The following is a 23,278-nucleotide window of genomic DNA, read 5'->3' on the forward strand; positions in this document are numbered from 1 at the left end:
ACCATGACATAAGCAGGGTATATTTCAATAAAATTGACGAGGAATGCGAGTGTGAGTATTGATGGATTACGCATTAATTTCGTTGAAGCTCATCACGGGTTTCTTCGGACTATGGTTGATGACGAAGCTGCTCGGGAAAAAGGAAATCTCCCAACTGACGCCGTTTGACTTCGTCTCATCACTTATGTTGAGTGAACTCGTCGGCAATACGATTTACGATCGCGAGACGCATTTTGTGAAGCTTGTTTACGCCCTCGTATTATGGACGGCGCTGTCGCTTGCTTTGGAAAAGGTGGTTCAGCTTATGCCGTGGCTGTCGGTGCCGCTGAGCGGCAGACCGGATATCATCATCCGCGGTGGAGAGATTGACGTTAAGGCGATGAAGCGAAATCGGCTGGATATGCATCAAGTCAGCATGCTGCTGAGAGAGCAGGGGGTATTCACCGTGCGCGAAGTCGCGTTTGCGGTACTCGAACCCAACGGCAGCCTGAGCGTGATGAAAAATCCCAGCCAAGAACCTCCAACTCGAGCTGAGCTGCAGGTGCAGGAGCCGGCAGCTGGGCTTCCACGCATTCTTATCGAGCAGGGCACGCTTCAACGTGACGAGCTCCGGGAGATCGGCCACAGCGAGAAGTGGCTGCTTTCGCAGCTCCAAGAACAAGGCGTCGATCGCATCAATGCCGTCTATTATGCGGAATGGTCGGAGGAAGACGGCCTGTATATTCAACGGAATGAGGCTACAGGTTAGGACGATATTGTCCCATCGCACACCGCCGCATATAATGTGGTGGAGGTGGAAATCGATGGAGATAAAATCGATTGCCGAAGTCGTGTTAGAGCGTCATATTGCGCGAATAATGCGCCGATGTGACTCCGAACGGGCGATGCTGACTCTAATCGATAAATTGCAGCCAAGTGAATATGTGGAGGGCTTAAGGCTTAAACATACAGAAAACCTGGTAAAACATTCAGCAGCACTTGCACAATTACAGGATGAAATGCGAGAGAAATTTGGACGCGTCCTTTAATGAGTCATTGAATAGGGAACGAACATAAAGGTTCTGATTCTCCGTTAAGGAGAGTCAGAACCTTTTTTATATGGTGTTGCCTTCCAGGCGGAGAACTTGATATATTTGATTCGTATATGAGATTGATCGATAGATTAAATCCTAAGGGACAAGGAGCACTGATATATGAAGATTGATCTTTCTGGAAAAACAGCCTTGGTGACGGGAGCAACGGGAGAGCTCGGCCGTGTCATCGCTCGTTCGCTCGCGGAAAGCGGTGCAGATATCGCTTTGCATTTCCATAACAACGAAGCCAAAGCAGCTGAATTGAAGAGCGAGATCGAGGCGTTCGGGAGACGCGCCATTGCCGTCAAAGCCGACGTAACGAAGCAGGACTCCATCGAAGCGCTGAAGCAAACCGTAGAAGCAAGCTTGGGTCATGTGGATATTGTCGTGGCGAACGCGGTCGTGCAGTACAAGTGGACTTCTGTTCTGGAGCAGCCGGCAGAAGACTACGCGAGCCAATTCGAGTCCTGCGTCATGCAGAGCGTTTATCTGGCAAAAGCCTTCATTCCGGCCATGATCGAGAAAAAGGGCGGACGCTTCATCGGAATCAACACGGAGTGCTCGATGCAGAACTTCCCGACGCAATCGGCTTACGTGGCCGGCAAAAGAGGTATGGACGGCGTATATCGAGTACTAGCGAAGGAAGTCGGCGAGCATCAAATTACGGTCAACCAGATCGCCCCAGGCTGGACGATCAGCGAACGCGAGCGCACGAATGGCATGGATGAAAGCAAAGATTATATCAAGAACGTTCCACTTAAGAGACGCGGCACCGATCAGGAGATCGCGAATGCTGTCGCTTTTCTAGCTTCGGAGTTGGCCAGCTTTATCACAGGAGCTTATATCCCGGTCAACGGTGGAAACGTCATGCCGACGATTTAATTTAACTATATAGATCCGTTTGGAATAAATGAAACAGCCGATCAATGGATCGGCTGTTTTATTTTGAGCATTTTATCGTTTAAATGAGGTCCTGGCCTTTCTCATTCTCTGTATAGATAGAGATCAGCACAATTGCCGTTTCATCGCCAATATTTCGTACTAAATGAGGCGTACAAGCATTCCAACTAAAGGAATCGCCTTCTCCGAATTCAGCTCCGTCTTCTCCTTGCTCCGCGTATATTCTCCCTTTAATAACGACATGGACTTCCTCGCCTTCATGCGCATGGGGGGAATCGCCAGTCGAGGCACCCGGAGGGAAATTTACGATATTCATCCGTACGTTCTTCGTGGAGCTTAAGTGCTCCACCCTTAGATGCTCTGAACCGCTTGTTGTAATGGTTCGTTCGTCTTTCCGAACAATTTGCATTCGCTCTTCTTTCTTTAAAAGCAAATAGGCGAGTGGTACCTTCAAGGCTTGCGCGATATTTTCCAGTGTTGCAATCGAGGGGGAGGTTTTATTCGTTTCAACCTGACTCATAAATCCTTGGGACAGGCCGGTTGTATCGCATATTTGAGCGATTGTAATATTTTTTCGTTTCCGAATCGCTCGTATCGTAGAGCCAATATCCATCCTGATCACACCTCTAAAATATTTGTAATACAAAAGTTAATTTTATATTAACAATTTTCTTGTTGACAAGTCAATGTAATTCGAGTTAAATTACACATACAGAAATTATATTCTTATTACTAATATTTTAGGAGGAGAGAAACGAATGATTAAAATGGTTTCCATTATTATGCGAGTGGTGCTGGGCATCATTTTTGTATTTCACGGTGTTGATAAGTTTCAAATGGGACTTAGTTATGTAGAAGCTTGGTTTAGCTCGATAGGTATCCCGGGCTTTTTAGCATATGTCGTAGCGCCAGTTGAACTCGTCGGTGGCATCTTGTTGATTGTGGGATTGTTTACCCGTTATGTATCGGGTTTGCTTGTCATTATTCTCATAGGTGCGATTGTGACGGCAAAATTATCGGTCGGACTTCTTGGAAACGGTCAAATGGCCGGCTATGAGCTGGATCTTGGATTTATCTTAGTTTTGCTGTATTTGGTGGTTGCTGAGACGCCGCTCTCGATCGATCGTCTATTTATGAACAAACGAAATGCCTAATTTACAAGAGACGGAGGGGTTAAAATGAGTTATTCGTATGACATTCATATGCCGTCTAACCTAGAGCCAGGCAAGAAATATCCGACCATTTTCACTTTGCACGGCAAAGGGTCGAATGAACGTAATATGTTCGGTTTAGTCGCTCCGTTAGCTGATGAGTTCATCATTATTGGGGTCAGAGGTAATTTGCCGCTTGGTGCTGGTTATCAGTATTACGATTTGAAAAGCTTAGGAAATCCGATTCGGGAGATGTTTGACCAGGCGGTTAAAGATCTCGAAACATTCATTCAATATGCGACGGAGACGTACCCGATTGATTCTGGCAAACGATATATGTTCGGCTTTAGCCAAGGGGCAATTCTATCCATCACGCTTGCGCTAACGATGGGAGAACAGTTAAAGGGCATAGTAGCGATGAACGGATATATTCCTGAGTTTGTGAAAACAGAGTATACACTTCGAAGTATAAAGGACGTTTCTGTATTTGTCTCACATGGAGAATATGACTCTGTGTTCCCGGTTCGTATCGGGCACGAGACAGCAGCCTACTTAAACAACCAAACGGATCGATTAACTTTCAAATTATATCCAACGGACCACGGCGTTTCGGAAGAGAATCAAAGTGATTTTTTACTGTGGATTAAGACCAATTCCGATTCAAGCCTAATTAAGGAGTGAGAACATATGATGCCATCCTATTTTTTCGCGCACGGAGCACCATCAATCGTACTTGAGGATAACGAATACACAAAGCTGCTTAAGCAATTTAAAGTGCATACCCCAAGACCAAAAGCGATTGTACTGTTCTCCGCTCATTGGGAGGAATCGGTACAGATGGTTAGCGCTGCAACTACGTATGAAACGATTTATGATTTTGGCGGGTTCCAAGACGAGCTTTATCAGATGACTTATCCTGCCCAAAGTGACCAATCTTTAGTGGAGCAGATTCAAAGTTTGTTTACTAAGCATGGGATTGAGAACGTTCGAAATGAACAAAGAGGCTTGGATCACGGGGCATGGGCCGTCCTGAAATTGCTATATCCTGATGCAGATATTCCGGTCGTAGCACTATCCGTAAATCGTTATCTTTCTAATGAGCAGCAGTATCAAATCGGCAAAGCCTTGGCGGAGCTTCGTGAGCAGGATGTGCTTATTATCGGAAGTGGAGGAACCGTTCATAATTTAAGAAATTTAAACTGGCGGTCCGAGGGAATAGACGAGTGGGCGGAGCAATTCGACAACTGGATTCAGAATAAGCTGGAATCTTGGGATACGGAAGCTCTGTTTAAATACCGTGATCTTGCTCCTCATGCTCAAGAGGCTGTACCAACGAGTGAACACTTCATTCCTCTTCTTCTTGCCATGGGAACAGGTGACGCCAACCGTAATGCGAAGCTTCTTCACCGAAGCTACCAATACGGTAACCTAGGCTTAAGCTGCTGGCAATTTAAATAAGATCTGAAATCAGAAGCCGCATAAATTGCGGCTTCTTTTTAAGGCTAATCACGTTGACATACCATTATCCTAGTGTTAGGATAATGGTATCCTTAATCGAGGATATTACGAAAGATCGTAAGGAGTTGATTAAATGGAGGATCAAGAGGTTCAAAGCCAATTGGACTTAAGGTTATACCGGATCTGGATGAAAGCTAATACAGCATTATCTAAAAATATTCTGAAAGATATTGAAAGTTATAACTTAAATCTTGAGTATTTTATGATTCTTGAATTTCTGTATAGCAAGGGTCCACATCCTGTTCAAAAAATCAGCGAAACCCTCTCCATACCTAGTGGAAGCATTACCTACGTGGTAAATAAGTTGGAAAGACTCGGCTTGGTGGAGAAACAACAGAACCCTAAAGATCGAAGGGCATTTCATGTGATACTAACTAAAAAAGGCGAAGAACAATTTAACGAAATCTTCCCTAAACACGTATCCACGATTTCTCATAATTTATCTTTTATCAGCAAGGAAGAAAAAATTGTGCTCATTGATTTGTTAAAGAAAATTGGCCTTGGAGCACAAGGGTTAAAGTAAACGTGAGCAGTTGGCTCTCAAAGAGGCAACAAGCTCTTTTTACAGGCCAATAATCTTAAATTAAAGATTATCAAATTAAAGATGTATAAACTAATAGTTTCGATTGAGTATGAGAAAGCTAAATTTGAATTGGAGGAATTATCAATGAATGAATTAAAAGGAATCCACCATGTAACGGCGATTACAAGCAGTGCAGAGAAAAATTATGAATTTTTCACTTATGTTTTAGGTATGCGCTTAGTTAAGAAAACAGTCAACCAAGATGACATTCAAACTTATCATTTGTTCTTCGCAGATGATAAAGGCAGCGCCGGTACGGATATGACCTTTTTCGATTTTCCGAACATACCAAAAGGTGTCCATGGCAATAATGAGATCTATAAAACTTCTTTCCGAGTACCAAATGATGCGGCACTGGACTATTGGGAAAAGCGCTTTGATCGTCTAGCTGTTAGGCATACTGGAATTCAAGAGCTGTTTGGTAAAAAAGCATTATCCTTCGTCGACTTTGATGATCAGCACTATCAGTTGATTTCCGATGAGAACAATGCAGGTGTTGCATCCGGAACACCATGGCAGAAGGGACCTATTCCATTAGAATTTGCAATTACCGGCCTAGGCCCGGTCTTTGTTCGGATCGCTCAATTCGATCACTTAAAAGAAATGTTGGAGAAAGTTCTGTTATTTAGAGAAATAGCTAAGGATGGATCATTTCATTTGTTCGAAATGGGTGAAGGCGGTAACGGAGCTCAAGTCGTGGTTGAACATAACGTTGTGCTTCCTCCTGCCAAACAAGGCTTCGGCACTGTACACCACACCGCATTCCGCGTAGCAGATCGCAGCGTGCTGGAGGAATGGATTAATCGTCTAGAAACATTCAGAATACCATCATCGGGCTATGTTGATCGCCACTTTTTCGAATCATTGTACGCCAGAGTAGCTCCTCAAATATTGTTCGAGTTTGCGACAGATGGCCCAGGGTTTATGGGAGATGAATCTTACGAAACACTTGGCGAAAAATTATCGCTGCCTCCATTCTTAGAACCGCAGCGTGAGCAAATTGAACAGTTAGTCCGCCCGATTGATACGGTAAGAAGTACACGGGATTTGGTGAAGGAATAAGATTCGGATAAAAAGAGGACAGCAGCCGCTCACTGAACGGCTGCTGTTTTCTCTGCAATAAGGAGTATAGTTGAAAAAGGAACTTATATCTAAACCTCGAATATCTAAAGTAATCGGATGCTGAAAATTTAATGAGAGATAGGAGCTAGATATGATGATTAAAGGTTTCGGAGGAATATTTTGGAGAACGAACAATCTTGAGGCTACAAAAAAATGGTACAGTGACGTGTTGAAGCTTGAAATAGACAATTGGAATGGGACTGTCATTAAACCTCAATCAGGTAATGAGACGATCTTTTCTTTCTTTACCGAGGAGGACAGTTATTTCCCAACAGATCAACAAGTGATGTTAAATTTCCAAGTACATAATCTAGATGAGACTATTCAGCATCTTGAACATATTGGTGTTCCTCTTGTAAAGAAAATGGAGATTAGTGAATTTGGTAAGTTTGTTTGGATTGAAGATCCTGACGGTCGACTGGTCGAGCTTTGGGAGAAATAAGAAATTGTCTGTCAGAACGGAGTGGAAAATTTGATTGTAACTTATGAGGAGATCACCAGGAAAGGCGTAGGGCTGCTAAATGAGGATGCTATTATTTCTCATCCCAGTGCCAATATGTATGGAGCCTTGGACGGAGTATCTTCCTTGGTTCCCTATGTTAATGCCAATAAGGAAACTGGTGGCTTCATTGCTGCTAATCTTGCCAAAAACTATTTCGAATCCCTTACTGAGCCCGGAAGTTTAAAGGATCACTTGGCTGAGGTGAATGATCTGCTAAGGGAACAAATGAAGCTCGCAAGCATTGATCTTGAGAAAAAAGAAGAACTTTGGGGAGCAGCTGCGGCAATCATTCGTATTCTGGATGATGGTGTGGAGTTTATACAGACAGGGGATTGCATGATTCTAGCGGTGTACGATAATGAGGAGGTCCGCCCATTAACTTGGAAGCAAGTTTCTCACCTAGAAGCTCCTGCATTCGCTAAATGGCAGGAAGGAATTGTTAAAGGCTTAAATAACCAGAAAGATCTTCATGAAACCGTTATTGATAGGATTAAAAAGAATCGATATCGGTCTAATACGGATGGAGGTTACGGCGTATTAAATGGGGAAAAGGCTGCCGTTCGCTTTTTCGAATACGGGAAAATAAATCTGACTTGTTTAAAACATATGATTTTATTGACGGATGGGATGTTCTTGCCAACATCTATCGTACCTGAACAAACCTCGTATTGGAGCTATGTTGCGCATACAATATTGAGTAAGGGTTTAACGCGTTATACGCAAGAGTTAATAGAACTTGAAGAAAGTGATCCCGAATGCATTGACCATGTCCGCTTTAAGAAATCGGATGACAAAACCGCAATTGTGATTCATTTTTAATAACGGAATCCTGATGAGCTTGTATTCTATTTTCTAATAAGCCTGAATAACCTTATATAGAACAGAATACTCCTCATGGGAGAGGAAGGTCCGGATGAAGAGTCATCTTATCAGGATCGGAGGAGATAGCATGAGCTTCCTGGAGATTGTTGCCTTGCTCACGCTTCTAATAAAGATCATTGAGTTGACTCAAAAAAAGGACTAATGTTTTGTTCAGAAAAATGGAGGAGCTTATTAAGCTTCCTCCTTTTTAGTTTGTTTTTTGCGATTTATCGACATATCTTGTCATCCGATTAAGCCTTTACTCACATTGCTGTATTTAGTAAATACTGCTAGCATTTTCATGGAATGGGTTTACTAAAAAGTAAAGTGAGGGAATTGACATGGAAATGAGGATAGGACAAAGCAAAAGCGGGTTCTCTGATACAGGACTGCGCAGAATACGCGACGTGCTGGAGCGACATGTCGAATCCGGGAAAATTCCTGGGCTCGTCGCCTTGGTTAGCCGTAACAATGAGACGCACGTCGAAGTAATCGGCACGATGCGCCATGACGGTGGCGCGTCGATGGAACGGGACACCATCTTTCGGATGGCCTCGACGTCCAAGCCGGTTTCAATCGCAGCTGCCATGATCCTGCTCGACGAGTGCAAGCTGCGTCTGGATGACCTGGTACAGACCTGGCTGCCGGAACTCGCTGACAGGCAGGTGCTGAAGAATATCGACGGACCGCTGGACGACACCGTGCCTGCGCGCCGGCCAATCACTGTTCGGGATATCTTGACCTCCACGTTTGGGCTTGGCATGGATATGACGTCACTGGGCACTCCGATTATGGGTAAGATCTTCGAGCAGGGGCTCACGCCTGATCTACCAACGCCGATGCCAAAGCCGGATGAGTGGATTCGTCGCCTTGGCGCACTTCCGCTGATGCACCAGCCCGGGGAGCGCTGGCAGTATCACATCAGCAACGATCTGCTCGGCGTACTCGTCACCAGAGTCACGGGTCAGTCTTTTGAGACTTTCCTGCGTGATCGCATCTTCGCCCCCCTGGGCATGAAGGACACTGGTTTTCACGTTCCTGCCAATAAGATCGACCGAATGCCGCCCCTCTATGCTCCCGACCCACAGTCAGGAGAGTTTCATGTGTGGGACGACGCCAAAGGGGGACGCTACAGCCAACCTCCGGCGTTCCAGGGTGGTGGTGGAGGGTTGGTCTCCACTGTCGATGAATACCATACTTACTTTCAAATGTTGCTGAATCAAGGGGTGCACGGAAGCGAACGCATCTTGTCCCGGCCAGCCGTCGAGCTGATGACTACTAACCGCCTAACACCTGAGCAACAAGCCGCCCGACATGCCATGGCCACGGGCAACGTCCATGTATCATTCGGCCAAGGCCAGCATGGCGGCTGGGGCATGGGGATGGCGGTGCGCACCTATCGCGGCGACTATGCGCCCATTGGCCAGTTCGGCTGGGATGGAGGAAGCGGCACTTCAACCTATGCCGACACGCACAACCAGCTCACTGGAATCTTGCTTACTCAGGTCGGGATGTCCACTCCGGACTCAGCCCGGCTTATTCACGACTTTTGGACCACGGTCTATCAGGCAATCGAAGACTGACAAACAAAAGTCTACGCCCGGTGCTCTTCACCTGTTTTTTATGAACAAAGGATTCGTATTATCAGGTCAACCAGAATGTTCTGGTTGGCCTTTTTTCATAATCTGTACAATAGCATTGTTCTTTACTATGAAGTGTAGAAGTCTATTAAGGAGGGCCAAATCAGTTCCAGGTTTTATTCTTAAAGCGATTTAATTATAACTAGTTATATCTATCTATACTCAATATCTATCCCACTCGATTTAAGTCAATAAGTCAAAGTTATTTTATCTAACACAATAACCCCATTCAGAAGATTCATGTGGAAGAATTGAAGAAAAACAGGATTACTTGTGGTTCAATTGGAGAAAAGTGGCGAAGAGTAGAGGGGTGTCACCCTTTTCAAATGTCACATAAAATAACATTAAATTATTGATTTCTATCGTAGTACAATATATATTGATTAAGTATAGTATGGTTTAGTTATAATTAGATTGTTTTAGTTCCGATAGAGAGGGGAGCACTAGATACGAGATAGGCTAATTAGCTTCTTTTTTGAGCATAACGAGCTTTTATGTGAGTTGATTTAATTTTATAAAAGAATCATTCAGGAGGGTTATATGTTTAAGAAGTTAAATAGTTATAGGTTGTTCTCAATGGTTATTGCATTAGTTTTGGTTCTGGCTGGTTGTGGTAATGCGGAGAATGATACAAATAAAAATACAAGTGCAAATACAAATATAAGCTCAAACGCTTCAACTGAAAGTACAGTAGAGCCAAGTCAAGAACCCGTTCAAACTGTTGAGCTTACGATCTCAGCTGCTGCAAGTATGACTGATGCGTTAACTGATATTCAAAAAAGCTTCGAAACTGCAAATCCATCCATTAAACTAAACTTTAATTTTGGTGCATCCGGTGCTTTGCAGCAACAAATTGAGCAGGGGGCGCCAGCTGATTTGTTTCTGTCTGCAGCTGTTAAGAATATGACTGCACTAGTAGATAAACAGTTGATTGATTCGACCCAGCAAGTCAATTTACTAAGTAACGAACTAGTTGTTGTTGTTCCAAGTGATGGAACATCGGTTATTGAAAAGATGGAAGATCTAACAAATAAAGAAGTCAAAAACATAGCAATTGGTATTCCGGAGAGCGTGCCAGCTGGTAATTACGCTAAAAAAGCACTTACGAATGTGAAGTTATGGGATGCATTGCAAAAGAAATCCGTACAAGCTAAAGATGTAAGACAAGTGCTTCAGTACGTTGAAACTGGTAATGTAGACGCAGGCTTTGTATATAAAACGGATGCATTAACTTCTGACAAGGTTAAGGTTGCTTTTTCTGTAGACCCAGCTTCTTATAAAACCATTGAATATCCAATCGGTATTGTAAAAGCAACGAAACATATGGAAGAAGCCGATAAGTTCTACACGTATTTGCAATCTCAAGAGGCACTTGACGTATTCGTTAAATATGGATTCTCTGTTTCTGAATAGTCATCTCGTCGAGCCGAGTCTTTGCAAAAGACTCGGCTTCTTCATAACTCGGTAAAGTAACACATCCGCTTCACCTACAATATGATAAGTCTAGAAATCTAAAGAGGTGAGTCAATGGCAGTCGTAAAATCCAGGAGTCAGGATATTGATATGTTGGCAAGGTTGCTTCGAGCTGAAGCTGAGACCGAAGGCGAAATGGGCATGCTCCTTGTTGGAAATGTTGGCATTAACAGAATAAGAGGGAATTGCTCCGACTTTAAAGATATCCGGACCATTCCGCAAATGATCAATCAGCCACATGCGTTCGAAGCATTGCAACATAGTTTGTACTATCAAAGCTCAAGAGAGAGGGAACGCCGTTTGGCGCAACGGGCTGTGAATGGGGAGCGGAATTGGCCAGGTGAATTCTCTCTGTGGTATTTCCGTCCAGGTTCGTTCGATAATCCCGGACCATGTCCGCCAACTTGGTATGATCAGCCGCTCGTAGGACGATGGAAGAAGCACTGTTTTTATCAACCGACCGTAAAAGAATGTGAAAATATATATAATACGTAAACAGACATTAGGCTCTCTCTTAACCAGACTAGAACATTGAAATGCCGCGATTTTTGCGGCATTTTTTATTTATAATGCAAGAGCAATCACTCTTGACAATACATCTACTACGTGATACTTTATAGCAGTAGTAAGTAATACTGCATACCAGTCGTACAGAATAGCAAGGAGTGATTGCTCTGGAAAATCTAACGGAAATGCTCAAAGGGGTGCTTGAGGGCTGTGTCCTTGAAATTATAAGCCGCAAAGAAACCTACGGCTATGAAATCACGCGGCAGCTGAACGCCCTCGGCTTCACAGATGTTGTGGAAGGAACGGTGTACACCATACTGATCCGGCTAGAAAAAAACAAGTTGGTGGAGATCACCAAGAAGCCCTCCGACATCGGACCGCCGCGAAAGTTTTTCGCGATCAACAACGCTGGGCGCGAGGAGCTGCAAAGGTTCTGGGAAAAATTCGAGTTCGTATCATCAAAAATCAACGAGTTAAAGGAGAAAAAATAATGAATTTTTGGGAGAAAATCACCGGCAGTGACTTGACTAAAGAATTAAAAAGTTTTGAATCGCGAGTCAAAAAGCTGCCTGCTGATTATCAGGCGGCATGGGGGAAAATTAATGCGAATCTTTGGCCTCATTCGGATTTCACCGGTCGCAACCTCATGCCAATTCTTGACGGTGTGCTAGGCCTGCTCGAAGAAACGGCAGCAGACGGTCAGCGTGTCCATGAGGTTTTGGGTGACGATATCAAAGGCTTCTGTTCAGCATTAGCCGGCGAAGAAGGGGCAAAGTCTTTTCGCGACAAATGGCGCGAGCAACTCAACAATAATATCGCTAAAAAATTAGGTAAGTAATAATTCTTTTTAGGAGGATGAAATGATGAGTATACAAGATATCATCAAAGGAAAAAAAGAGTGGCGAGCGCATGCGGCGCGTGTTAAAGCGCTCCCGCATGATTATCAGTTGGTTTATAAAGAGATCCAAAAATATTTCTTCAAGGTCGGCCCTGTAGTGCTAACCGAAGGGATGGGTTTACTCTCAGGGATTGTCGAGCTTTTTGAAGAAGGTGCGGCCTTGGGGAGAGGCGTGCTCGAAGTGACGGGCAGTGACGTAGCGGCTTTTTGCGATGATCTCATTAAAGATTCAAAAACTTATGCTGACATCTATCAGGAATCTATTGACCATGCAGTTAACAAGTCCATTAAAAAGGTTACGGATAAAAAAATGTAGAGAAGCAGCCGTCGTGTATGTATTAGGTGGTGCCATTGAAACCGGGACGGATAGTTATGTGAATTACCTGCTGCCCGGCATACTCCTCATGGCTATTGCCAGCGGAATATCCTACACGGCTTTCCGTTTGTTTACGGATGTACAAAAGGACATATTTTTGCGTTTTCAGACCATGCCGATTTCACTTTCCGCTTTCCTTTGGGGGCATGTCCTAACTTCGCTAGCATCTAACGCTATATCGGTTCTCGTCATCATCCTCGTAGTGCTCCTCTTGGGTTTTCGTTCGTCTGCAGGAGTCCTAACTTGGCTTGCCGGCTGGCATACTCGCACTATTTACACTTTCCTTAACATGGGTCGCAGCTATAGCCGGACTTTCCCCAAAAACGGTCGATGGCGCGAGCGCCTTTTCCTACCCTCTAATCTTCCTACCATTTATCAGTTCCGCATTTGTGCCAACCGATTCAATGCCTACCGCCGTTCGCGTCTTTGCTGAAAACCAACCAGTAACCTAGTATCAGTTCGTATAAGAAGCCCGCAGCGATGGGGGCTTTTTTGACGTTTTCATTAAGGAAAAATCGCTTTCGCCTATAAAAAAATCCTAAGTTTGATGTCGGATTCGTTAGGATTGCGTAGGTTTTCGTTATAGTTGTCTACACAGTATGTAATTTAACATAACATATCCTGTCCATCAGACAGGAGCAAGACAAGGGGAAGGGGGATTGCGGTGATTGAATTTCAGCAAGTGGAGAAGCATTATGGCGATTTTCATGTACTTAAAGGCATCGATCTTCAAATCGCGCAGGGTGAAGTCGTCGTTGTGGTCGGGCCTTCCGGCTCGGGGAAGAGCACTCTCCTCCGCTGCATCAACCGGTTGGAGGCGATTACGAGCGGCAGTCTGATTGTTAATGAAGTCGACGTCACCGATAAGAAAGCCGACATCAACAAGCTGCGGCGGGAAATCGGCATGGTGTTCCAGCACTTCAATCTCTATCCCCATATGAAAGTGATCGACAATATTACGCTCGCTCCAATGAAGGCGCTAGGCGTCCCGAAGCCGCAAGCGGCGGATACAGCCAGGATGTATTTGGACAAAGTCGGCATCGTTGACAAGGCTGGTGCATTTCCTTCGCAGCTGTCCGGCGGACAACAACAGCGCGTGGCAATAGCCAGGGCACTAGCTATGAAGCCGAAGATCATGCTCTTCGATGAGCCAACCTCCGCGCTCGATCCGGAAATGGTCGGCGAAGTGCTGGACGTCATGAAGGCCTTGGTGCACGAAGGGATGACGATGGTCGTCGTTACGCACGAGATGGGTTTCGCGCGGGAAGTCGCGGACCGAATCGTCTTTATGGACAAAGGGCAAATCGTAGAAATCTCACCACCGGAGGAATTCTTCGAGCAGCCTCGAGAAGATAGGGCACGTCTGTTTCTTAATCGCGTGCTGCGCCATTAACGGCATGCCTGCGATCAAACCATTTTACCAAACCATGCAATTCCATAATGGAGAGGGGTTTTAAGCGATGAAGAAAAGAAGTTGGATGACACTTGGTATCATACTTACGTTTCTTGCAACGGTCTTATTAACCGGTTGCGGCAACAAAGAAGAAAGTTCGAACAACGGAGCAAACGGCGGTGCAAACGGGGATTCGCCGTCCGAAGCGGCGTCGGCGCTTGACGACATTAAGAGTCGAGGAAAGCTTGTTGTCGGCGTCAAATACGACACAAAGCTATTCGGCTTGAAGGATCCGGCGAGTGGCAACGTTGAAGGCTTCGACGTCGACATTGCCAAGGCACTCGCCAAGGAAATTCTCGGCGACGAGACCAAGGTCGAGCTTAAGGAAGTCACTTCCAAAACGCGCATTCCAATGTTGAATAACAACGATATCGATATGATCGTCGCCACGATGACGATCACGGAAGAGCGCAAGAAAGAAGTCGATTTCTCCGACGTGTACTTCAAAGCTGGCCAGTCTCTTCTAGTGAAGAAGGGAAGTCCGATTAAGAGCATCGACGACATCAAGAAAGGTACGAAGGTATTGGCCGTGAAAGGCTCAACCTCGGTCGACAACATTAAAGCAAAGGTGCCAGACGTAAACGTCCTGGAATTCGACAACTACCAGGATGCGTTTAGCGCACTTAAAGCTGGTCAGGGAGATACGTTGACAACTGACAACGCGATTTTGTACGGTATGGCCGTTCAGGATCCGAACTACGAGGTTGTTGGGGAGCCATTCACCGACGAGCCGTACGGTATCGCGATCAAGAAGGGTGCTACCGATCTTCTGAGCAGTGTCAACGAAGCCTTGAAGAAGCTGCATGACAATGGCGAATACGACAAGATTTACGAGAAATGGATTGGCAAATCCCCATCCGGGGAATAGAGGTCTGCAAGTAACAGGATGGGTGGCCAAGCGCCACCCATCTTCTGCATATCGGGAATAACAGGAGGGGATAGCATGCTGGACATATCGATTTTTACGGACCATTTTGGAATCTATATGAAAGGGTTTGGCAACACGATCTGGGCGAGCGTTATTGCTTTACTCGGCAGCTTCGCTCTTGGGACGATCATCGCCGTATTCCGTATTTCGTCCGTCAAGCCATTGCGGTGGATCGGGACGGCTTACGTCGAGTTCATTCGGAATATACCGCTGCTGTTGGTCGTTTTTGTGTTTTACTTAGGCTTGCCTTCGCTCGGCGTGACGTTAAGCGGATTCATCTGCGGCACTGTTGGGCTGATGGTATATACCGCTTCCTTCGTTGCAGAAGCAATCCGGGCGGGCATCATGAGCGTTCCGTCCGGACAGACGGAAGCAGCCAGAGCGTCTGGATTAACGTACATGCAGACGATGCGCCATGTCGTACTTCCGCAGGCGATTAAAATCGTCATTCCGCCGCTCAGCAACCAATTCATCAACCTCGTGAAAAATTCATCGATTCTCGGCGTCTTCGCCGGATTCGACCTTATGTATTATGGGGATCAGGTTGCGAGCAAGACGTACGCAACCTTCGACACGTATATCTTCGTCGCTGCTTTGTATCTCGTTTTAACCCTTCCTTTAAGCTTCGCGGCGCTGCAGCTCGAACGAAGGTTGGCCAAGAATGGATAGTTAGTCAACAGAAATGACGCGAAACGCAAAATTCGCAAATAACTTTTAGGAGGATCGGCGGATGGACATTGCTGGCGCTTTCTCTTACCATAATCTCATCTTCATCATGAAAGGCTTTGGCATTACGCTCTGGATTGCTTTTGTCGCGATCGTGTTAAGCTTCGTGCTGGGCAGCGTCACCGGAACACTGCGTTATATGAGAATTCCTGTCGTATCCCAGATTCTCGGCGTGCTCGTCGAGTTTATCCGCAATTTGCCGCTGCTGCTGATCTTGTTTTTCACCTACTTCGCTATGCCGGATGTAGGACTCAAGCTGGGGGTTATGAGCTCTGCCATCGTTGGTCTGGCGGTATTCGAAGCCGCTATGATCTCGGAAATCGTACGCAGCGGACTAAGCTCCATCCCAAAAGGTCAGGTCGAAGCAGCCCGTTCGTCGGGTCTCACTTATATGCAGACGGTGTGGCATATCGTGCTCCCGCAGGGACTAAGGCGCATGGTGCCGCCGATTGTAAGCCAGTTCATTTCCCTGCTCAAGGACACGTCACTCGCCATCGTCATCTCGCTCCCTGAGCTGATGCACAATTCAAAGATCGTCATCGCACAAGATTTCAACTATACTCTTCCAATTCTTGCACTAGTAGCCGTCTTGTATTTCGTGGTCAATTACGCGCTGTCGCTTGCGGCAAGGCGCCTGGAAAATAAATGGGGCTAAGTATCTCTGACTTAGAATCCCGATAGGAGTCATTCCTATAGCCATACAAAATTGGTCCAAATCCGAAAGCATGCAAATGACCATCGTCGCAATTGTCGTAGCCGTTGCTGGGGAATTCAAGATCAACCCGTTTATCGGTGAGGTTTTTCGTATAGGTCTTGGCAGCAGCGCTTTTCTGTTTCTGCTTCTGTTGATGAGCCATCTGCCTTATTGGCGGACAGGGATTGCCGTAGGCGTAACGGTGCTGCTGTTTCGGGTATCGCTCGACGGAGCCGCCGAGGCAGGCACGTTCTATCTTATTGACAGTGTGAAGACGCACTTCTCCGCCATGCTTTATTACCTCATCTTTGGGGCTGGAATGGCCCTTATTCAACGCAGATTACATCAATTAAATCCACTTATTCTTGGCGCATGTGTGTCGCTGATCGACGTTGTCTCCAATGAAGCGGAGCTGCTGATGCGCAGCGCCACTTTCGGACTTCCGTATTTTCAACCCAATCAATGGTTCCTGATTTCGGTTATCGCCGTGGTGCGCAGTTATTTTACGACGGGAATCTACAGCAGCATCGCCGTGAACCAAATGCGTAGCGTTCATGCCGAACAGCAGAAACGGATCGAACAAATGATCAACGTAGGCAGTGGGCTCTATGGCGAGGTCTTCTATTTGCGCAAATCGATGGATGTAATCGAACAGATTACAGCGAAGAGCCACGATCTGTACGGTCAATTGAACAAGGATGGGCTTCATGACTATGGCAGGTCCGTTCTAGGGATTACTCAGCAGATACACGAGGTGAAGAAGGATTCGCAACGCATCCTGGCGGGACTGATGAAGCTTGTCGATCTGGAGAGCGCCCCAGAAATGACCTTGTCGGAGATCGTCGAGCTTGTGGGGAAATCGAATGGCGAATACAGTCAAATGCTCAAAAAAGAGGTGCGAATCGAGAAAGACGTCGATATCGATTACTCGACCGCACACTACATACCGCTTATCACCGTGCTTAATAATCTGGCAGCCAACTCAGTTGAAGCGATCGAGCGGCACGGAGTGATACACATCCATGTACGAGAACGCGAAGGTGAAACCTTTTTTATTGTCAGTGATACGGGGACGGGGATCGCCGAACAGGATCTAGATATGGTGTTCGAGCCCGGGTTTACGACCAAATTCAATCAGGAAGGTGTCGCGGCAACCGGCATTGGCCTTTCGCATGTTCGCGATATCGTCGGCTCGTTCACGGGCAGACTCCTCCTGACGAAGCCGGGGCGGGACGCTGAAACCACGTTCGCCGCGGCTTTTCCGACTGTTAAGTTGAAGAAGGGAGTGTAGGCGTAATGCTATCGTTCTGTATTGTGGATGACGATGTGGTAAGCAGGCGGATGCTGCAGACGATTATCGAGAAAGGCGGCGTAGGCGAGGTTATCGGAATGGCGGCGGGCGGCATTGAAGGGAAGCGGCTTGTACTGGACGAGAATCCCGATGTCGTGCTCATCGATCTATTGATGCCGGATCAAGATGGAATCGAAACGATCACCCGGCTGAAACAGGAAGGGTACGAGGGCAAGTATGTCATGATCTCTCAGATCGAGAACAAAGCAATGATCAGCAAAGCGTATCAAGCAGGCATTGAATTTTATATCCAGAAGCCGATTAACCGGGTAGAAGTCAAAGCCGTGCTTGGCAAAGTAAGCGAGCAATGGCGAATGGCCCGCTATCTGAAGGAAATCAAACAATCGATCGCGAAGCTGGATGACCTAAGTTCGGAGCCCACAAGCGCAAGGAAGAAGCACGATGCCAAAGAAATCATACGGATGATCTTAATGGACATGGGCATTATCGGGGAGAGTGGAAGCCATGACATCATCGAGATGATCGATCAGCTCATTGGGCGGCATCAAGGCGGAGGCTTCCCACCACTGAAAGTACTGTATGATATCGGAGCACGGGCGAGCAAGCCAGAAAGCGGCGATATGGAGAAGGAGGGTAAGGCGGTTGAGCAGCGTGTTCGCCGGACCGTCATCACGGCTTTATCCAACTTGGCGAGCATTGGGCTTACGGACTACAGCCACCCGAAGTTCGAGCATTACGCGCCGCTTTATTTCGACTTCGAGGACGTGCGACTCAAAATGCGAGAAATCGACGAGAAATGTCCGCAGGAGAAGCGAAAAGTCAATATTAAGAAGTTTCTTCAAGTGCTGTACCTGGAGACACTTGATAAAATGAAAAATCAATAAACAAAAAAGAAATCCAGGCGTCTTGTTAGGAGACCTGGATTTCTTAAGCAGTAGAATTGGTTTTACGCCCATATTTAGCTTTTGATCGCGCCGGCCGCAATATCAGAAATAAACTGCTTGCTCACGAACAGGAACAGTATGATGAGCGGAATAACCGCTAGCATTGTGCCCGCTACAACCATTGCATAATCGGTCACATAAATACCGTTCAGGGACGAGAGCGCCACCTGCAGCGTAAATTTGCTTTCATCGTTGAGGATAATCAATGGCCAGAGATAATCGTTCCAAGAACCGATGAAAGTAAATGCTCCTAGGAAAGACAACGCTGGACGAAGGATAGGGATGGCGACATTCCAGTAGAGCCGGAAGAAGCTGCAGCCATCGATACGTCCGGCATCCAGCAGCTCGGATGGAACGGATTCCTGCGCGTATTGGCGAATCCAGAAAATGCCGAATGCATTGGCCATGCCAGGAATAATAAGTGCCTTGAAGGAGCCTACCCATCCGAACTTCGCCATGATGACGAAGGAAGGAACGAGCGAAAGCTGAGAGGGCGCCATCATTGTGGCGAGCAGCAGGACAAACAGCCACTTTTTGCCTGGAAACTTGAATTTTGCGAACGTAAAGCCAGCCAGGGAATCGAAGAACAAGACCAGCAAGGTACTGCAGGAGGCCACGAACAACGAGTTAAGAAAAGCGCCGAAGAAATCGACGTTATCGAACACCCGCGTCACATTGCTAATAAGATGCGTCCCGAACCAAAACTTTGGCGGGAAGCTGTAAATTTCCGCCGTCGTACGCGTAGCCATGACGGCAAGCCAGTAAAAAGGAAAGATGGAAATGACAAGTCCGATAATCAGTCCGATATAGAGCAGGATGGCAGACTTCCTCTTAACCATGCGTATCACCCCGTTTATTCATCTTTGGCACCGCCGCCCTGAACCACCAGCCAGTTAAAGAGCGAGAAAAGAGCAATCAATATGAACATGCCCCAGCCGACAGCGGAACCGTAGCCGAAGTAATTGTTCACAAATGCCTCTCGGTACAGGTAGAGAACGATGGTCAGACCACCACCGCTGACGCCGCCGTCGTTGCCGACGAGCACCTGCGATTCAGTGAAGATCTGCATGCCTCCGATGGTAGAAGTAATGACGGTAAAAAGAATGATCGGCCTTAAATTCGGGATCGTAATGCGGAAGAAGGACTGAATGCCGGTGGCTCCGTCAATTTTGGCGGCCTCATACAGGACGGTAGGAATACTCTGGAGTCCCGCCAAATAGATGATGGCATTGTATCCGACCCAGCGCCAGATGACCATAATGGACACCGCCAGCTGGATTCCCCAGGTCTTGTTCAACCATTCCACGGGGGAAACTCCGAAGACGGACAAGAAATAGTTCAGCAGCCCATAATTGTTGGAGAATACAGTGCTGAACACAATAGCAACCGCAACGAGTGAAGTGACGTTCGGGACGAAGAAACCGATTCGGAAGAAAGTGCGGAACCTCACGAACGACGCATTCAGCAAAAACGCGATGATGAGCGCGAAGAACAGCATCGGTATGGTCGAATAAATCCAAATCAGGAGCGTATTTCTTACCGCTTTCCAAAATTCGGGATCGGTGACCATGAATTGATAATTGTTAATGCCGTTAAAGGTCATCACGCCAATGCCGTCCCATCTCTGGAAAGAAAGATACATAGAGAACAAAATGGGGAATAAGCCGAAGACGGCAAACAAGATATAAAAGGGAGAAATGGCCAGGTATTCTCTTCGGTGCTTCCATATTTCAGATGCTAATCCTCGCTTCCGCTCCGAGACTTGCATGGAGCTTCCGGGATCGAATTGCGTTCGGTTCTGTAATGGTTGTCCCATAAGTCTCTACCTCCATTGCCGGAATAGTGTGACTATTTAACGCAGCAGCTCCTTTTTCACTCTGGATAACGCATCTTTCCAAGCTTTATCCGAGTTTTTCCCTTCAAGAGCAACCGATGACAGCTCTCGGTTCACGATTCCGTTTAGGTTGGAATATTTCGTCCCGAAATAGGAAGGCTTCACGTTGCGCGCTGACTCCGTAAAAATCTCACCAGTAGCTTGGCCGCCGAAAAACTCCTCTTTCCTCTTCATGAGATCCGAATCGAGCGCCTTGGAGGCGGAAGGGAACAGATTGAGATCCTTAAAGCTGGTCACCTGGTTCTCGGAATTCAGGAGCCATTTCATCACCTCGAAGGATTCCTTCGGATATTTACTTGTTTTCATAATGGCTAGGAAAGAGCCACCGTTATTGCCGTCTCCGCCTGGAGCTCTCGCGACGCGCCACTTGCCAGCCGTATCTGGAGCCGCATCCATCAGGATTTGTTTACTCCATACGGCACCAACGAAGGATGCGATCTTACCGTTGTTCATCGCCGCGTTCCACTCGGTGGAAAACGTTCCTGCATTAGCGAGAAGGTCCATTTCCGAAGCTTTTACTGCCAGGTCCCACGCCTTCTTCATGGAAGAGGAGGGATCCTCACCAATGAAATTTTCGTTTTTATCAAAATAAACTTTATCCGACTGCGCATTGATCTGGTTATACACCTGTCCGATATTATCAAGAAGCTTCACCTTGCCGCCTAACGCCTTCTGAAGCTTCTCGCCTGCGGCGAAGTAATCTTCCCAAGTGCCCATCATAAGGTGAACCTCTTCGGGATCAGTGGGAAGCCCAGCTTGTTTGAACAAGTCCTCGCGGTAAAATAGGGCGGTCGGGCCAGTATCGATCGGCATGGCAATCATTTCATTCTTCGGCGTGACCCCAAGCTGCCATTTCCAATCGAGGTAGTCTTTCTCGATGTCCTTTGCGCCTAAGTCATATAAATTGTAGAAGCGGTCGGCGCTTGGGAACAGTTCAGTGACCCAGTCGTTAAAAGCCACGATATCCGGTCCGCCGCTGCCGGCTGCGAGCGTCGTTTTCAGCTTAGATTTGAAGTCGCCCCCGATTTTTTGGGCGTTAATGCGAATGCCCGGAAACTGCTTCTGGACCTCGTTAATTAAGTTATCGTCCAGACTCCGGTTCCAATACCAAAGGGTAAGCGTTTTCATCTCACTCTTAGATGAAGAACCGCTTGAACATCCGCTAACCATGAGAACTAAAAGCAATAGACACGTTAATAATGCTCGGTATTTTGCCATCGTTATCGGCCTCCCATCGCGGCATTTTGGCACTGCAGCAGCATCACCACCTCCTAATTTTTTGAAATTGTATTTGACCTTGAACAACATTATAGACGCAACCCGTTCATATTGAAACTCGCTTTCGTGAAATGAGGCGATGGTAGGACGTGGACCAGGATGCATTATATTACCTATGGGTTTATGGTCTTAAGGGAAGATGGAGGGTTGAGATCTGGCCCGGGTATGAAGATATGGAAGTCGAATATACCTGTCTAAAAGTTGACAGGATCTTACCTGGCATGTAATATATGTAGCGTTGTCACATGACATCTGATGCTGGAAATTCTATATTCTTATCGTATAACCTCGCAGGCCATACACAGGGCGAGGGTCTCTACAGGGAGCCTTTACTTCCTAACTACGACGCCATGAATGAGCTTAATGCTCGTTTAAGGCGACGGCGTTAGGATTTTTTTGCGTCCACGGGCTGTCATGAGACCTAGAACGTGGACGACATGCTAAACATGTCGACGTATTTCTTGCAAGCAGGGGGTTATTAAAGGAATGAAATATTATATTGCCGTGCTCATGGGAGCCATGAGCTATGGTGTATTATCAACAATTGTGGTATTGGCTTACGGAGAGGGCTATCAACTTGGAGAGGTTGTCGGAAGTCAACTTATGACGGGATTTATTCTATCTTGGTTACTTGCAATATTCACCAAATTCAAACAAAAGCGCAAGGCACTCAAAACAGACCATAGTCAAGGTTCAACTGCTTCTGCTCAGGTATTTCAAAAGCTTACGTGGAAGCAATGTCTGTTACTGATGGCTGCGGGCACACCAACGGTCATCACAGGACTCGTATATTATCAATCGCTGCGTTATATTCCCGCATCACTCGCAATTATTCTGTTATTCCAATTTACATGGATTAGTGTACTGATTCCGGCGGTAATGAAACGCCAGCGGCCCAATAAATTAATGCTGCTTACGTTGCTGATCCTGTTTTGCGGCACACTAATTGCAGCAGGTTTCCTGGAGCAAGGGCATGGCGAGATCAATGTACGTGGTATCGCATTAGGTCTGATGTCCGCAGTTAGTTACTCATTGTTCGTCCTGTTTAATGGCAAGGCGGTACCAACAGCGCATCCTGCTTACCGGAGCGCCTGGATGATAACTGGCGGCTTAATTCTGCTATGCATATTGTTCCCGCCAATGTTCCTCATTAATGGGTTGATCTGGAGCCAACTGCTTGTGTTCGGCCTACTGCTAGGCGTCTTTGGAGCATTCATTCCATCCGTACTATTTGCAGCTGGCGTACCTCATATCGGCGGGGATATGGCAGGCATCATCGGGGCGGCGGAACTACCGGTAGCGGTACTTATGTCCTCCATTGTACTCCACGAACATGTAAGCGGAATGCAGTGGATAGGTGTAATTATCGTGCTTATCGGCGTGGCGCTGCCCGAACTATACAAATACCAAATATCGCGGTCAAAATCGATTTATTCTTAATCATG

General features: G+C 46.5%; 27 protein-coding genes, 1 pseudogene and 1 riboswitch. Of the genes and pseudogenes, 24 read left to right on the forward strand and 4 right to left on the reverse strand.

Annotated features, from left to right (window positions below; translation table 11 throughout):
* Positions 1-61 precede the first annotated feature (61 nt).
* The 3 genes from AB4Y93_RS02300 to AB4Y93_RS02310 all read left to right on the forward strand — a co-directional run bounded on the left by AB4Y93_RS02300 (position 62) and on the right by AB4Y93_RS02310 (position 1,955).
* Positions 62-748 (forward strand): YetF domain-containing protein, encoded by a 687-nt coding sequence (locus AB4Y93_RS02300; RefSeq protein ID WP_441888544.1) that lies wholly within the window; start codon positions 62-64, stop codon positions 746-748.
* Between the two features lie 55 nt (positions 749-803).
* Positions 804-1,028 (forward strand): hypothetical protein, encoded by a 225-nt coding sequence (locus tag AB4Y93_RS02305; RefSeq protein ID WP_441888546.1) that lies wholly within the window; start codon positions 804-806, stop codon positions 1,026-1,028.
* 165 nt (positions 1,029-1,193) lie between these two features.
* Positions 1,194-1,955 (forward strand): SDR family NAD(P)-dependent oxidoreductase, encoded by a 762-nt coding sequence (locus tag AB4Y93_RS02310; protein WP_441888548.1) that lies wholly within the window; start codon positions 1,194-1,196, stop codon positions 1,953-1,955.
* A 79-nt stretch (positions 1,956-2,034) separates the two neighbouring features.
* Here the strand turns inward: AB4Y93_RS02310 and AB4Y93_RS02315 are convergent, their stop codons facing one another.
* Positions 2,035-2,586 (reverse strand): helix-turn-helix domain-containing protein, encoded by a 552-nt coding sequence (locus AB4Y93_RS02315; RefSeq protein ID WP_441888550.1) that lies wholly within the window; start codon positions 2,584-2,586, stop codon positions 2,035-2,037.
* Between the two features lie 145 nt (positions 2,587-2,731).
* Between AB4Y93_RS02315 and AB4Y93_RS02320 the strand changes: the two genes are divergently transcribed.
* From AB4Y93_RS02320 to AB4Y93_RS02415, 20 genes and pseudogenes are all read left to right on the forward strand, one after another.
* Positions 2,732-3,127 carry a DoxX family protein gene (locus tag AB4Y93_RS02320; protein WP_441888552.1) on the forward strand — a complete coding sequence of 132 codons (396 nt, stop codon included), beginning with the start codon at positions 2,732-2,734 and terminating at the stop codon, positions 3,125-3,127.
* 24 nt (positions 3,128-3,151) lie between these two features.
* On the forward strand, positions 3,152-3,805 hold the full coding sequence (locus AB4Y93_RS02325) for an alpha/beta hydrolase (protein WP_441888554.1): 654 nt from the start codon (positions 3,152-3,154) through the stop codon (positions 3,803-3,805).
* Between the two features lie 6 nt (positions 3,806-3,811).
* A complete protein-coding gene (locus tag AB4Y93_RS02330; protein ID WP_441888556.1) occupies positions 3,812-4,582 on the forward strand; it encodes a dioxygenase family protein in 771 nt (256 codons plus the stop codon).
* Positions 4,583-4,715: 133 nt separating this feature from the next.
* The gene (locus AB4Y93_RS02335; protein WP_441888558.1) at positions 4,716-5,165 is read left to right on the forward strand and encodes a MarR family winged helix-turn-helix transcriptional regulator; all 450 of its coding nucleotides are present in this window, start codon (positions 4,716-4,718) and stop codon (positions 5,163-5,165) included.
* 144 nt (positions 5,166-5,309) lie between these two features.
* Positions 5,310-6,287: a ring-cleaving dioxygenase gene (locus AB4Y93_RS02340; protein WP_441888560.1), complete on the forward strand. Its 978-nt coding sequence runs from the start codon at positions 5,310-5,312 to the stop codon at positions 6,285-6,287.
* Positions 6,288-6,441: 154 nt separating this feature from the next.
* Positions 6,442-6,789, forward strand: a complete 348-nt coding sequence (locus AB4Y93_RS02345; protein ID WP_441889229.1) for a VOC family protein — start codon at positions 6,442-6,444, stop codon at positions 6,787-6,789.
* Positions 6,790-6,810: 21 nt separating this feature from the next.
* Entirely contained in the window at positions 6,811-7,668 is an 858-nt protein-coding gene (locus AB4Y93_RS02350; RefSeq protein WP_441888562.1) for a protein phosphatase 2C domain-containing protein, read from the forward strand.
* A 389-nt stretch (positions 7,669-8,057) separates the two neighbouring features.
* The gene (locus tag AB4Y93_RS02355) at positions 8,058-9,293 is read left to right on the forward strand and encodes a serine hydrolase domain-containing protein (protein ID WP_441889231.1); all 1,236 of its coding nucleotides are present in this window, start codon (positions 8,058-8,060) and stop codon (positions 9,291-9,293) included.
* A gap of 597 nt (positions 9,294-9,890) precedes the next feature.
* Positions 9,891-10,763 (forward strand): molybdate ABC transporter substrate-binding protein, encoded by an 873-nt coding sequence (modA, locus tag AB4Y93_RS02360; protein WP_441888564.1) that lies wholly within the window; start codon positions 9,891-9,893, stop codon positions 10,761-10,763.
* Positions 10,764-10,877: 114 nt separating this feature from the next.
* The gene (locus AB4Y93_RS02365; RefSeq protein WP_441888566.1) at positions 10,878-11,318 is read left to right on the forward strand and encodes a cell wall hydrolase; all 441 of its coding nucleotides are present in this window, start codon (positions 10,878-10,880) and stop codon (positions 11,316-11,318) included.
* 197 nt (positions 11,319-11,515) lie between these two features.
* Positions 11,516-11,821, forward strand: a complete 306-nt coding sequence (locus tag AB4Y93_RS02370; protein ID WP_441889233.1) for a PadR family transcriptional regulator — start codon at positions 11,516-11,518, stop codon at positions 11,819-11,821.
* Positions 11,821-12,168 carry a DUF1048 domain-containing protein gene (locus AB4Y93_RS02375; protein WP_441888568.1) on the forward strand — a complete coding sequence of 116 codons (348 nt, stop codon included), beginning with the start codon at positions 11,821-11,823 and terminating at the stop codon, positions 12,166-12,168. The genes AB4Y93_RS02370 and AB4Y93_RS02375 overlap by 1 nt, the downstream gene beginning before the upstream one ends.
* Positions 12,169-12,193: 25 nt before the next feature.
* Positions 12,194-12,544, forward strand: a complete 351-nt coding sequence (locus tag AB4Y93_RS02380; RefSeq protein WP_441889235.1) for a DUF1048 domain-containing protein — start codon at positions 12,194-12,196, stop codon at positions 12,542-12,544.
* Positions 12,498-13,053: pseudogene (locus AB4Y93_RS02385) on the forward strand (ABC transporter permease); the annotation flags it as partial. The gene AB4Y93_RS02380 and the pseudogene AB4Y93_RS02385, both read left to right, overlap by 47 nt.
* A gap of 215 nt (positions 13,054-13,268) precedes the next feature.
* Positions 13,269-13,997 (forward strand): amino acid ABC transporter ATP-binding protein, encoded by a 729-nt coding sequence (locus tag AB4Y93_RS02390; protein WP_441888570.1) that lies wholly within the window; start codon positions 13,269-13,271, stop codon positions 13,995-13,997.
* Positions 13,998-14,064: 67 nt separating this feature from the next.
* Positions 14,065-14,925, forward strand: a complete 861-nt coding sequence (locus AB4Y93_RS02395) for an ABC transporter substrate-binding protein (RefSeq protein ID WP_441888572.1) — start codon at positions 14,065-14,067, stop codon at positions 14,923-14,925.
* A 75-nt stretch (positions 14,926-15,000) separates the two neighbouring features.
* Entirely contained in the window at positions 15,001-15,654 is a 654-nt protein-coding gene (locus AB4Y93_RS02400) for an amino acid ABC transporter permease (RefSeq protein WP_441888574.1), read from the forward strand.
* Between the two features lie 61 nt (positions 15,655-15,715).
* Complete coding sequence (locus AB4Y93_RS02405; RefSeq protein ID WP_441888576.1) at positions 15,716-16,366, forward strand: amino acid ABC transporter permease; 651 nt, start codon at positions 15,716-15,718, stop codon at positions 16,364-16,366.
* Positions 16,367-16,442: 76 nt separating this feature from the next.
* Complete coding sequence (locus AB4Y93_RS02410; RefSeq protein WP_441888578.1) at positions 16,443-17,696, forward strand: ATP-binding protein; 1,254 nt, start codon at positions 16,443-16,445, stop codon at positions 17,694-17,696.
* A gap of 5 nt (positions 17,697-17,701) precedes the next feature.
* Positions 17,702-18,601 (forward strand): response regulator, encoded by a 900-nt coding sequence (locus tag AB4Y93_RS02415; protein WP_441888580.1) that lies wholly within the window; start codon positions 17,702-17,704, stop codon positions 18,599-18,601.
* Positions 18,602-18,675: 74 nt separating this feature from the next.
* Here AB4Y93_RS02415 and AB4Y93_RS02420 read toward each other — a convergent pair whose 3' ends face one another.
* From AB4Y93_RS02420 to AB4Y93_RS02430, 3 genes are read right to left on the reverse strand one after another with little or no spacing between them, the layout of a single operon-like run.
* Positions 18,676-19,500 carry a carbohydrate ABC transporter permease gene (locus AB4Y93_RS02420; protein WP_441888582.1) on the reverse strand — a complete coding sequence of 275 codons (825 nt, stop codon included), beginning with the start codon at positions 19,498-19,500 and terminating at the stop codon, positions 18,676-18,678.
* A 14-nt stretch (positions 19,501-19,514) separates the two neighbouring features.
* Positions 19,515-20,477 (reverse strand): carbohydrate ABC transporter permease, encoded by a 963-nt coding sequence (locus tag AB4Y93_RS02425; RefSeq protein ID WP_441888584.1) that lies wholly within the window; start codon positions 20,475-20,477, stop codon positions 19,515-19,517.
* Positions 20,478-20,513: 36 nt separating this feature from the next.
* Positions 20,514-21,773 (reverse strand): ABC transporter substrate-binding protein, encoded by a 1,260-nt coding sequence (locus tag AB4Y93_RS02430; protein WP_441888586.1) that lies wholly within the window; start codon positions 21,771-21,773, stop codon positions 20,514-20,516.
* Between the two features lie 318 nt (positions 21,774-22,091).
* Positions 22,092-22,196, forward strand: a riboswitch (purine riboswitch).
* 123 nt (positions 22,197-22,319) lie between these two features.
* On the opposite strand from AB4Y93_RS02430, the gene AB4Y93_RS02435 reads away from it, so the two are divergent.
* Positions 22,320-23,273, forward strand: coding sequence for an EamA family transporter (locus AB4Y93_RS02435; RefSeq protein WP_441888588.1), 954 nt, complete (start codon positions 22,320-22,322; stop codon positions 23,271-23,273).
* The last annotated feature ends 5 nt before the right edge of the window (positions 23,274-23,278 follow it).

Origin of the sequence: Paenibacillus sp. YAF4_2 (assembly GCF_052113225.1) — a bacterium.
In the GTDB taxonomy this organism is placed as follows: domain Bacteria; phylum Bacillota; class Bacilli; order Paenibacillales; family Paenibacillaceae; genus Pristimantibacillus.

What these genes read in the sequence shown, in the direction of transcription:
- AB4Y93_RS02300 (WP_441888544.1), top strand. Translation starts at nt 62, where the DNA reads ATGGATTACGCATTAATTTCGTTGAAGCTCATCACGGGTTTCTTCGGA.
- AB4Y93_RS02305 (WP_441888546.1), top strand. Translation starts at nt 804, where the DNA reads ATGGAGATAAAATCGATTGCCGAAGTCGTGTTAGAGCGTCATATTGCG.
- AB4Y93_RS02310 (WP_441888548.1), top strand. Translation starts at nt 1,194, where the DNA reads ATGAAGATTGATCTTTCTGGAAAAACAGCCTTGGTGACGGGAGCAACG.
- AB4Y93_RS02315 (WP_441888550.1), bottom strand. Translation starts at nt 2,586, where the DNA reads ATGGATATTGGCTCTACGATACGAGCGATTCGGAAACGAAAAAATATT.
- AB4Y93_RS02320 (WP_441888552.1), top strand. Translation starts at nt 2,732, where the DNA reads ATGATTAAAATGGTTTCCATTATTATGCGAGTGGTGCTGGGCATCATT.
- AB4Y93_RS02325 (WP_441888554.1), top strand. Translation starts at nt 3,152, where the DNA reads ATGAGTTATTCGTATGACATTCATATGCCGTCTAACCTAGAGCCAGGC.
- AB4Y93_RS02330 (WP_441888556.1), top strand. Translation starts at nt 3,812, where the DNA reads ATGATGCCATCCTATTTTTTCGCGCACGGAGCACCATCAATCGTACTT.
- AB4Y93_RS02335 (WP_441888558.1), top strand. Translation starts at nt 4,716, where the DNA reads ATGGAGGATCAAGAGGTTCAAAGCCAATTGGACTTAAGGTTATACCGG.
- AB4Y93_RS02340 (WP_441888560.1), top strand. Translation starts at nt 5,310, where the DNA reads ATGAATGAATTAAAAGGAATCCACCATGTAACGGCGATTACAAGCAGT.
- AB4Y93_RS02345 (WP_441889229.1), top strand. Translation starts at nt 6,442, where the DNA reads ATGATTAAAGGTTTCGGAGGAATATTTTGGAGAACGAACAATCTTGAG.
- AB4Y93_RS02355 (WP_441889231.1), top strand. Translation starts at nt 8,058, where the DNA reads ATGAGGATAGGACAAAGCAAAAGCGGGTTCTCTGATACAGGACTGCGC.
- modA (WP_441888564.1), top strand. Translation starts at nt 9,891, where the DNA reads ATGTTTAAGAAGTTAAATAGTTATAGGTTGTTCTCAATGGTTATTGCA.
- AB4Y93_RS02365 (WP_441888566.1), top strand. Translation starts at nt 10,878, where the DNA reads ATGGCAGTCGTAAAATCCAGGAGTCAGGATATTGATATGTTGGCAAGG.
- AB4Y93_RS02370 (WP_441889233.1), top strand. Translation starts at nt 11,516, where the DNA reads ATGCTCAAAGGGGTGCTTGAGGGCTGTGTCCTTGAAATTATAAGCCGC.
- AB4Y93_RS02375 (WP_441888568.1), top strand. Translation starts at nt 11,821, where the DNA reads ATGAATTTTTGGGAGAAAATCACCGGCAGTGACTTGACTAAAGAATTA.
- AB4Y93_RS02380 (WP_441889235.1), top strand. Translation starts at nt 12,194, where the DNA reads ATGAGTATACAAGATATCATCAAAGGAAAAAAAGAGTGGCGAGCGCAT.
- AB4Y93_RS02395 (WP_441888572.1), top strand. Translation starts at nt 14,065, where the DNA reads ATGAAGAAAAGAAGTTGGATGACACTTGGTATCATACTTACGTTTCTT.
- AB4Y93_RS02400 (WP_441888574.1), top strand. Translation starts at nt 15,001, where the DNA reads ATGCTGGACATATCGATTTTTACGGACCATTTTGGAATCTATATGAAA.
- AB4Y93_RS02405 (WP_441888576.1), top strand. Translation starts at nt 15,716, where the DNA reads ATGGACATTGCTGGCGCTTTCTCTTACCATAATCTCATCTTCATCATG.
- AB4Y93_RS02410 (WP_441888578.1), top strand. Translation starts at nt 16,443, where the DNA reads ATGACCATCGTCGCAATTGTCGTAGCCGTTGCTGGGGAATTCAAGATC.
- AB4Y93_RS02415 (WP_441888580.1), top strand. Translation starts at nt 17,702, where the DNA reads ATGCTATCGTTCTGTATTGTGGATGACGATGTGGTAAGCAGGCGGATG.
- AB4Y93_RS02420 (WP_441888582.1), bottom strand. Translation starts at nt 19,500, where the DNA reads ATGGTTAAGAGGAAGTCTGCCATCCTGCTCTATATCGGACTGATTATC.
- AB4Y93_RS02425 (WP_441888584.1), bottom strand. Translation starts at nt 20,477, where the DNA reads ATGGGACAACCATTACAGAACCGAACGCAATTCGATCCCGGAAGCTCC.
- AB4Y93_RS02430 (WP_441888586.1), bottom strand. Translation starts at nt 21,773, where the DNA reads ATGGCAAAATACCGAGCATTATTAACGTGTCTATTGCTTTTAGTTCTC.
- AB4Y93_RS02435 (WP_441888588.1), top strand. Translation starts at nt 22,320, where the DNA reads ATGAAATATTATATTGCCGTGCTCATGGGAGCCATGAGCTATGGTGTA.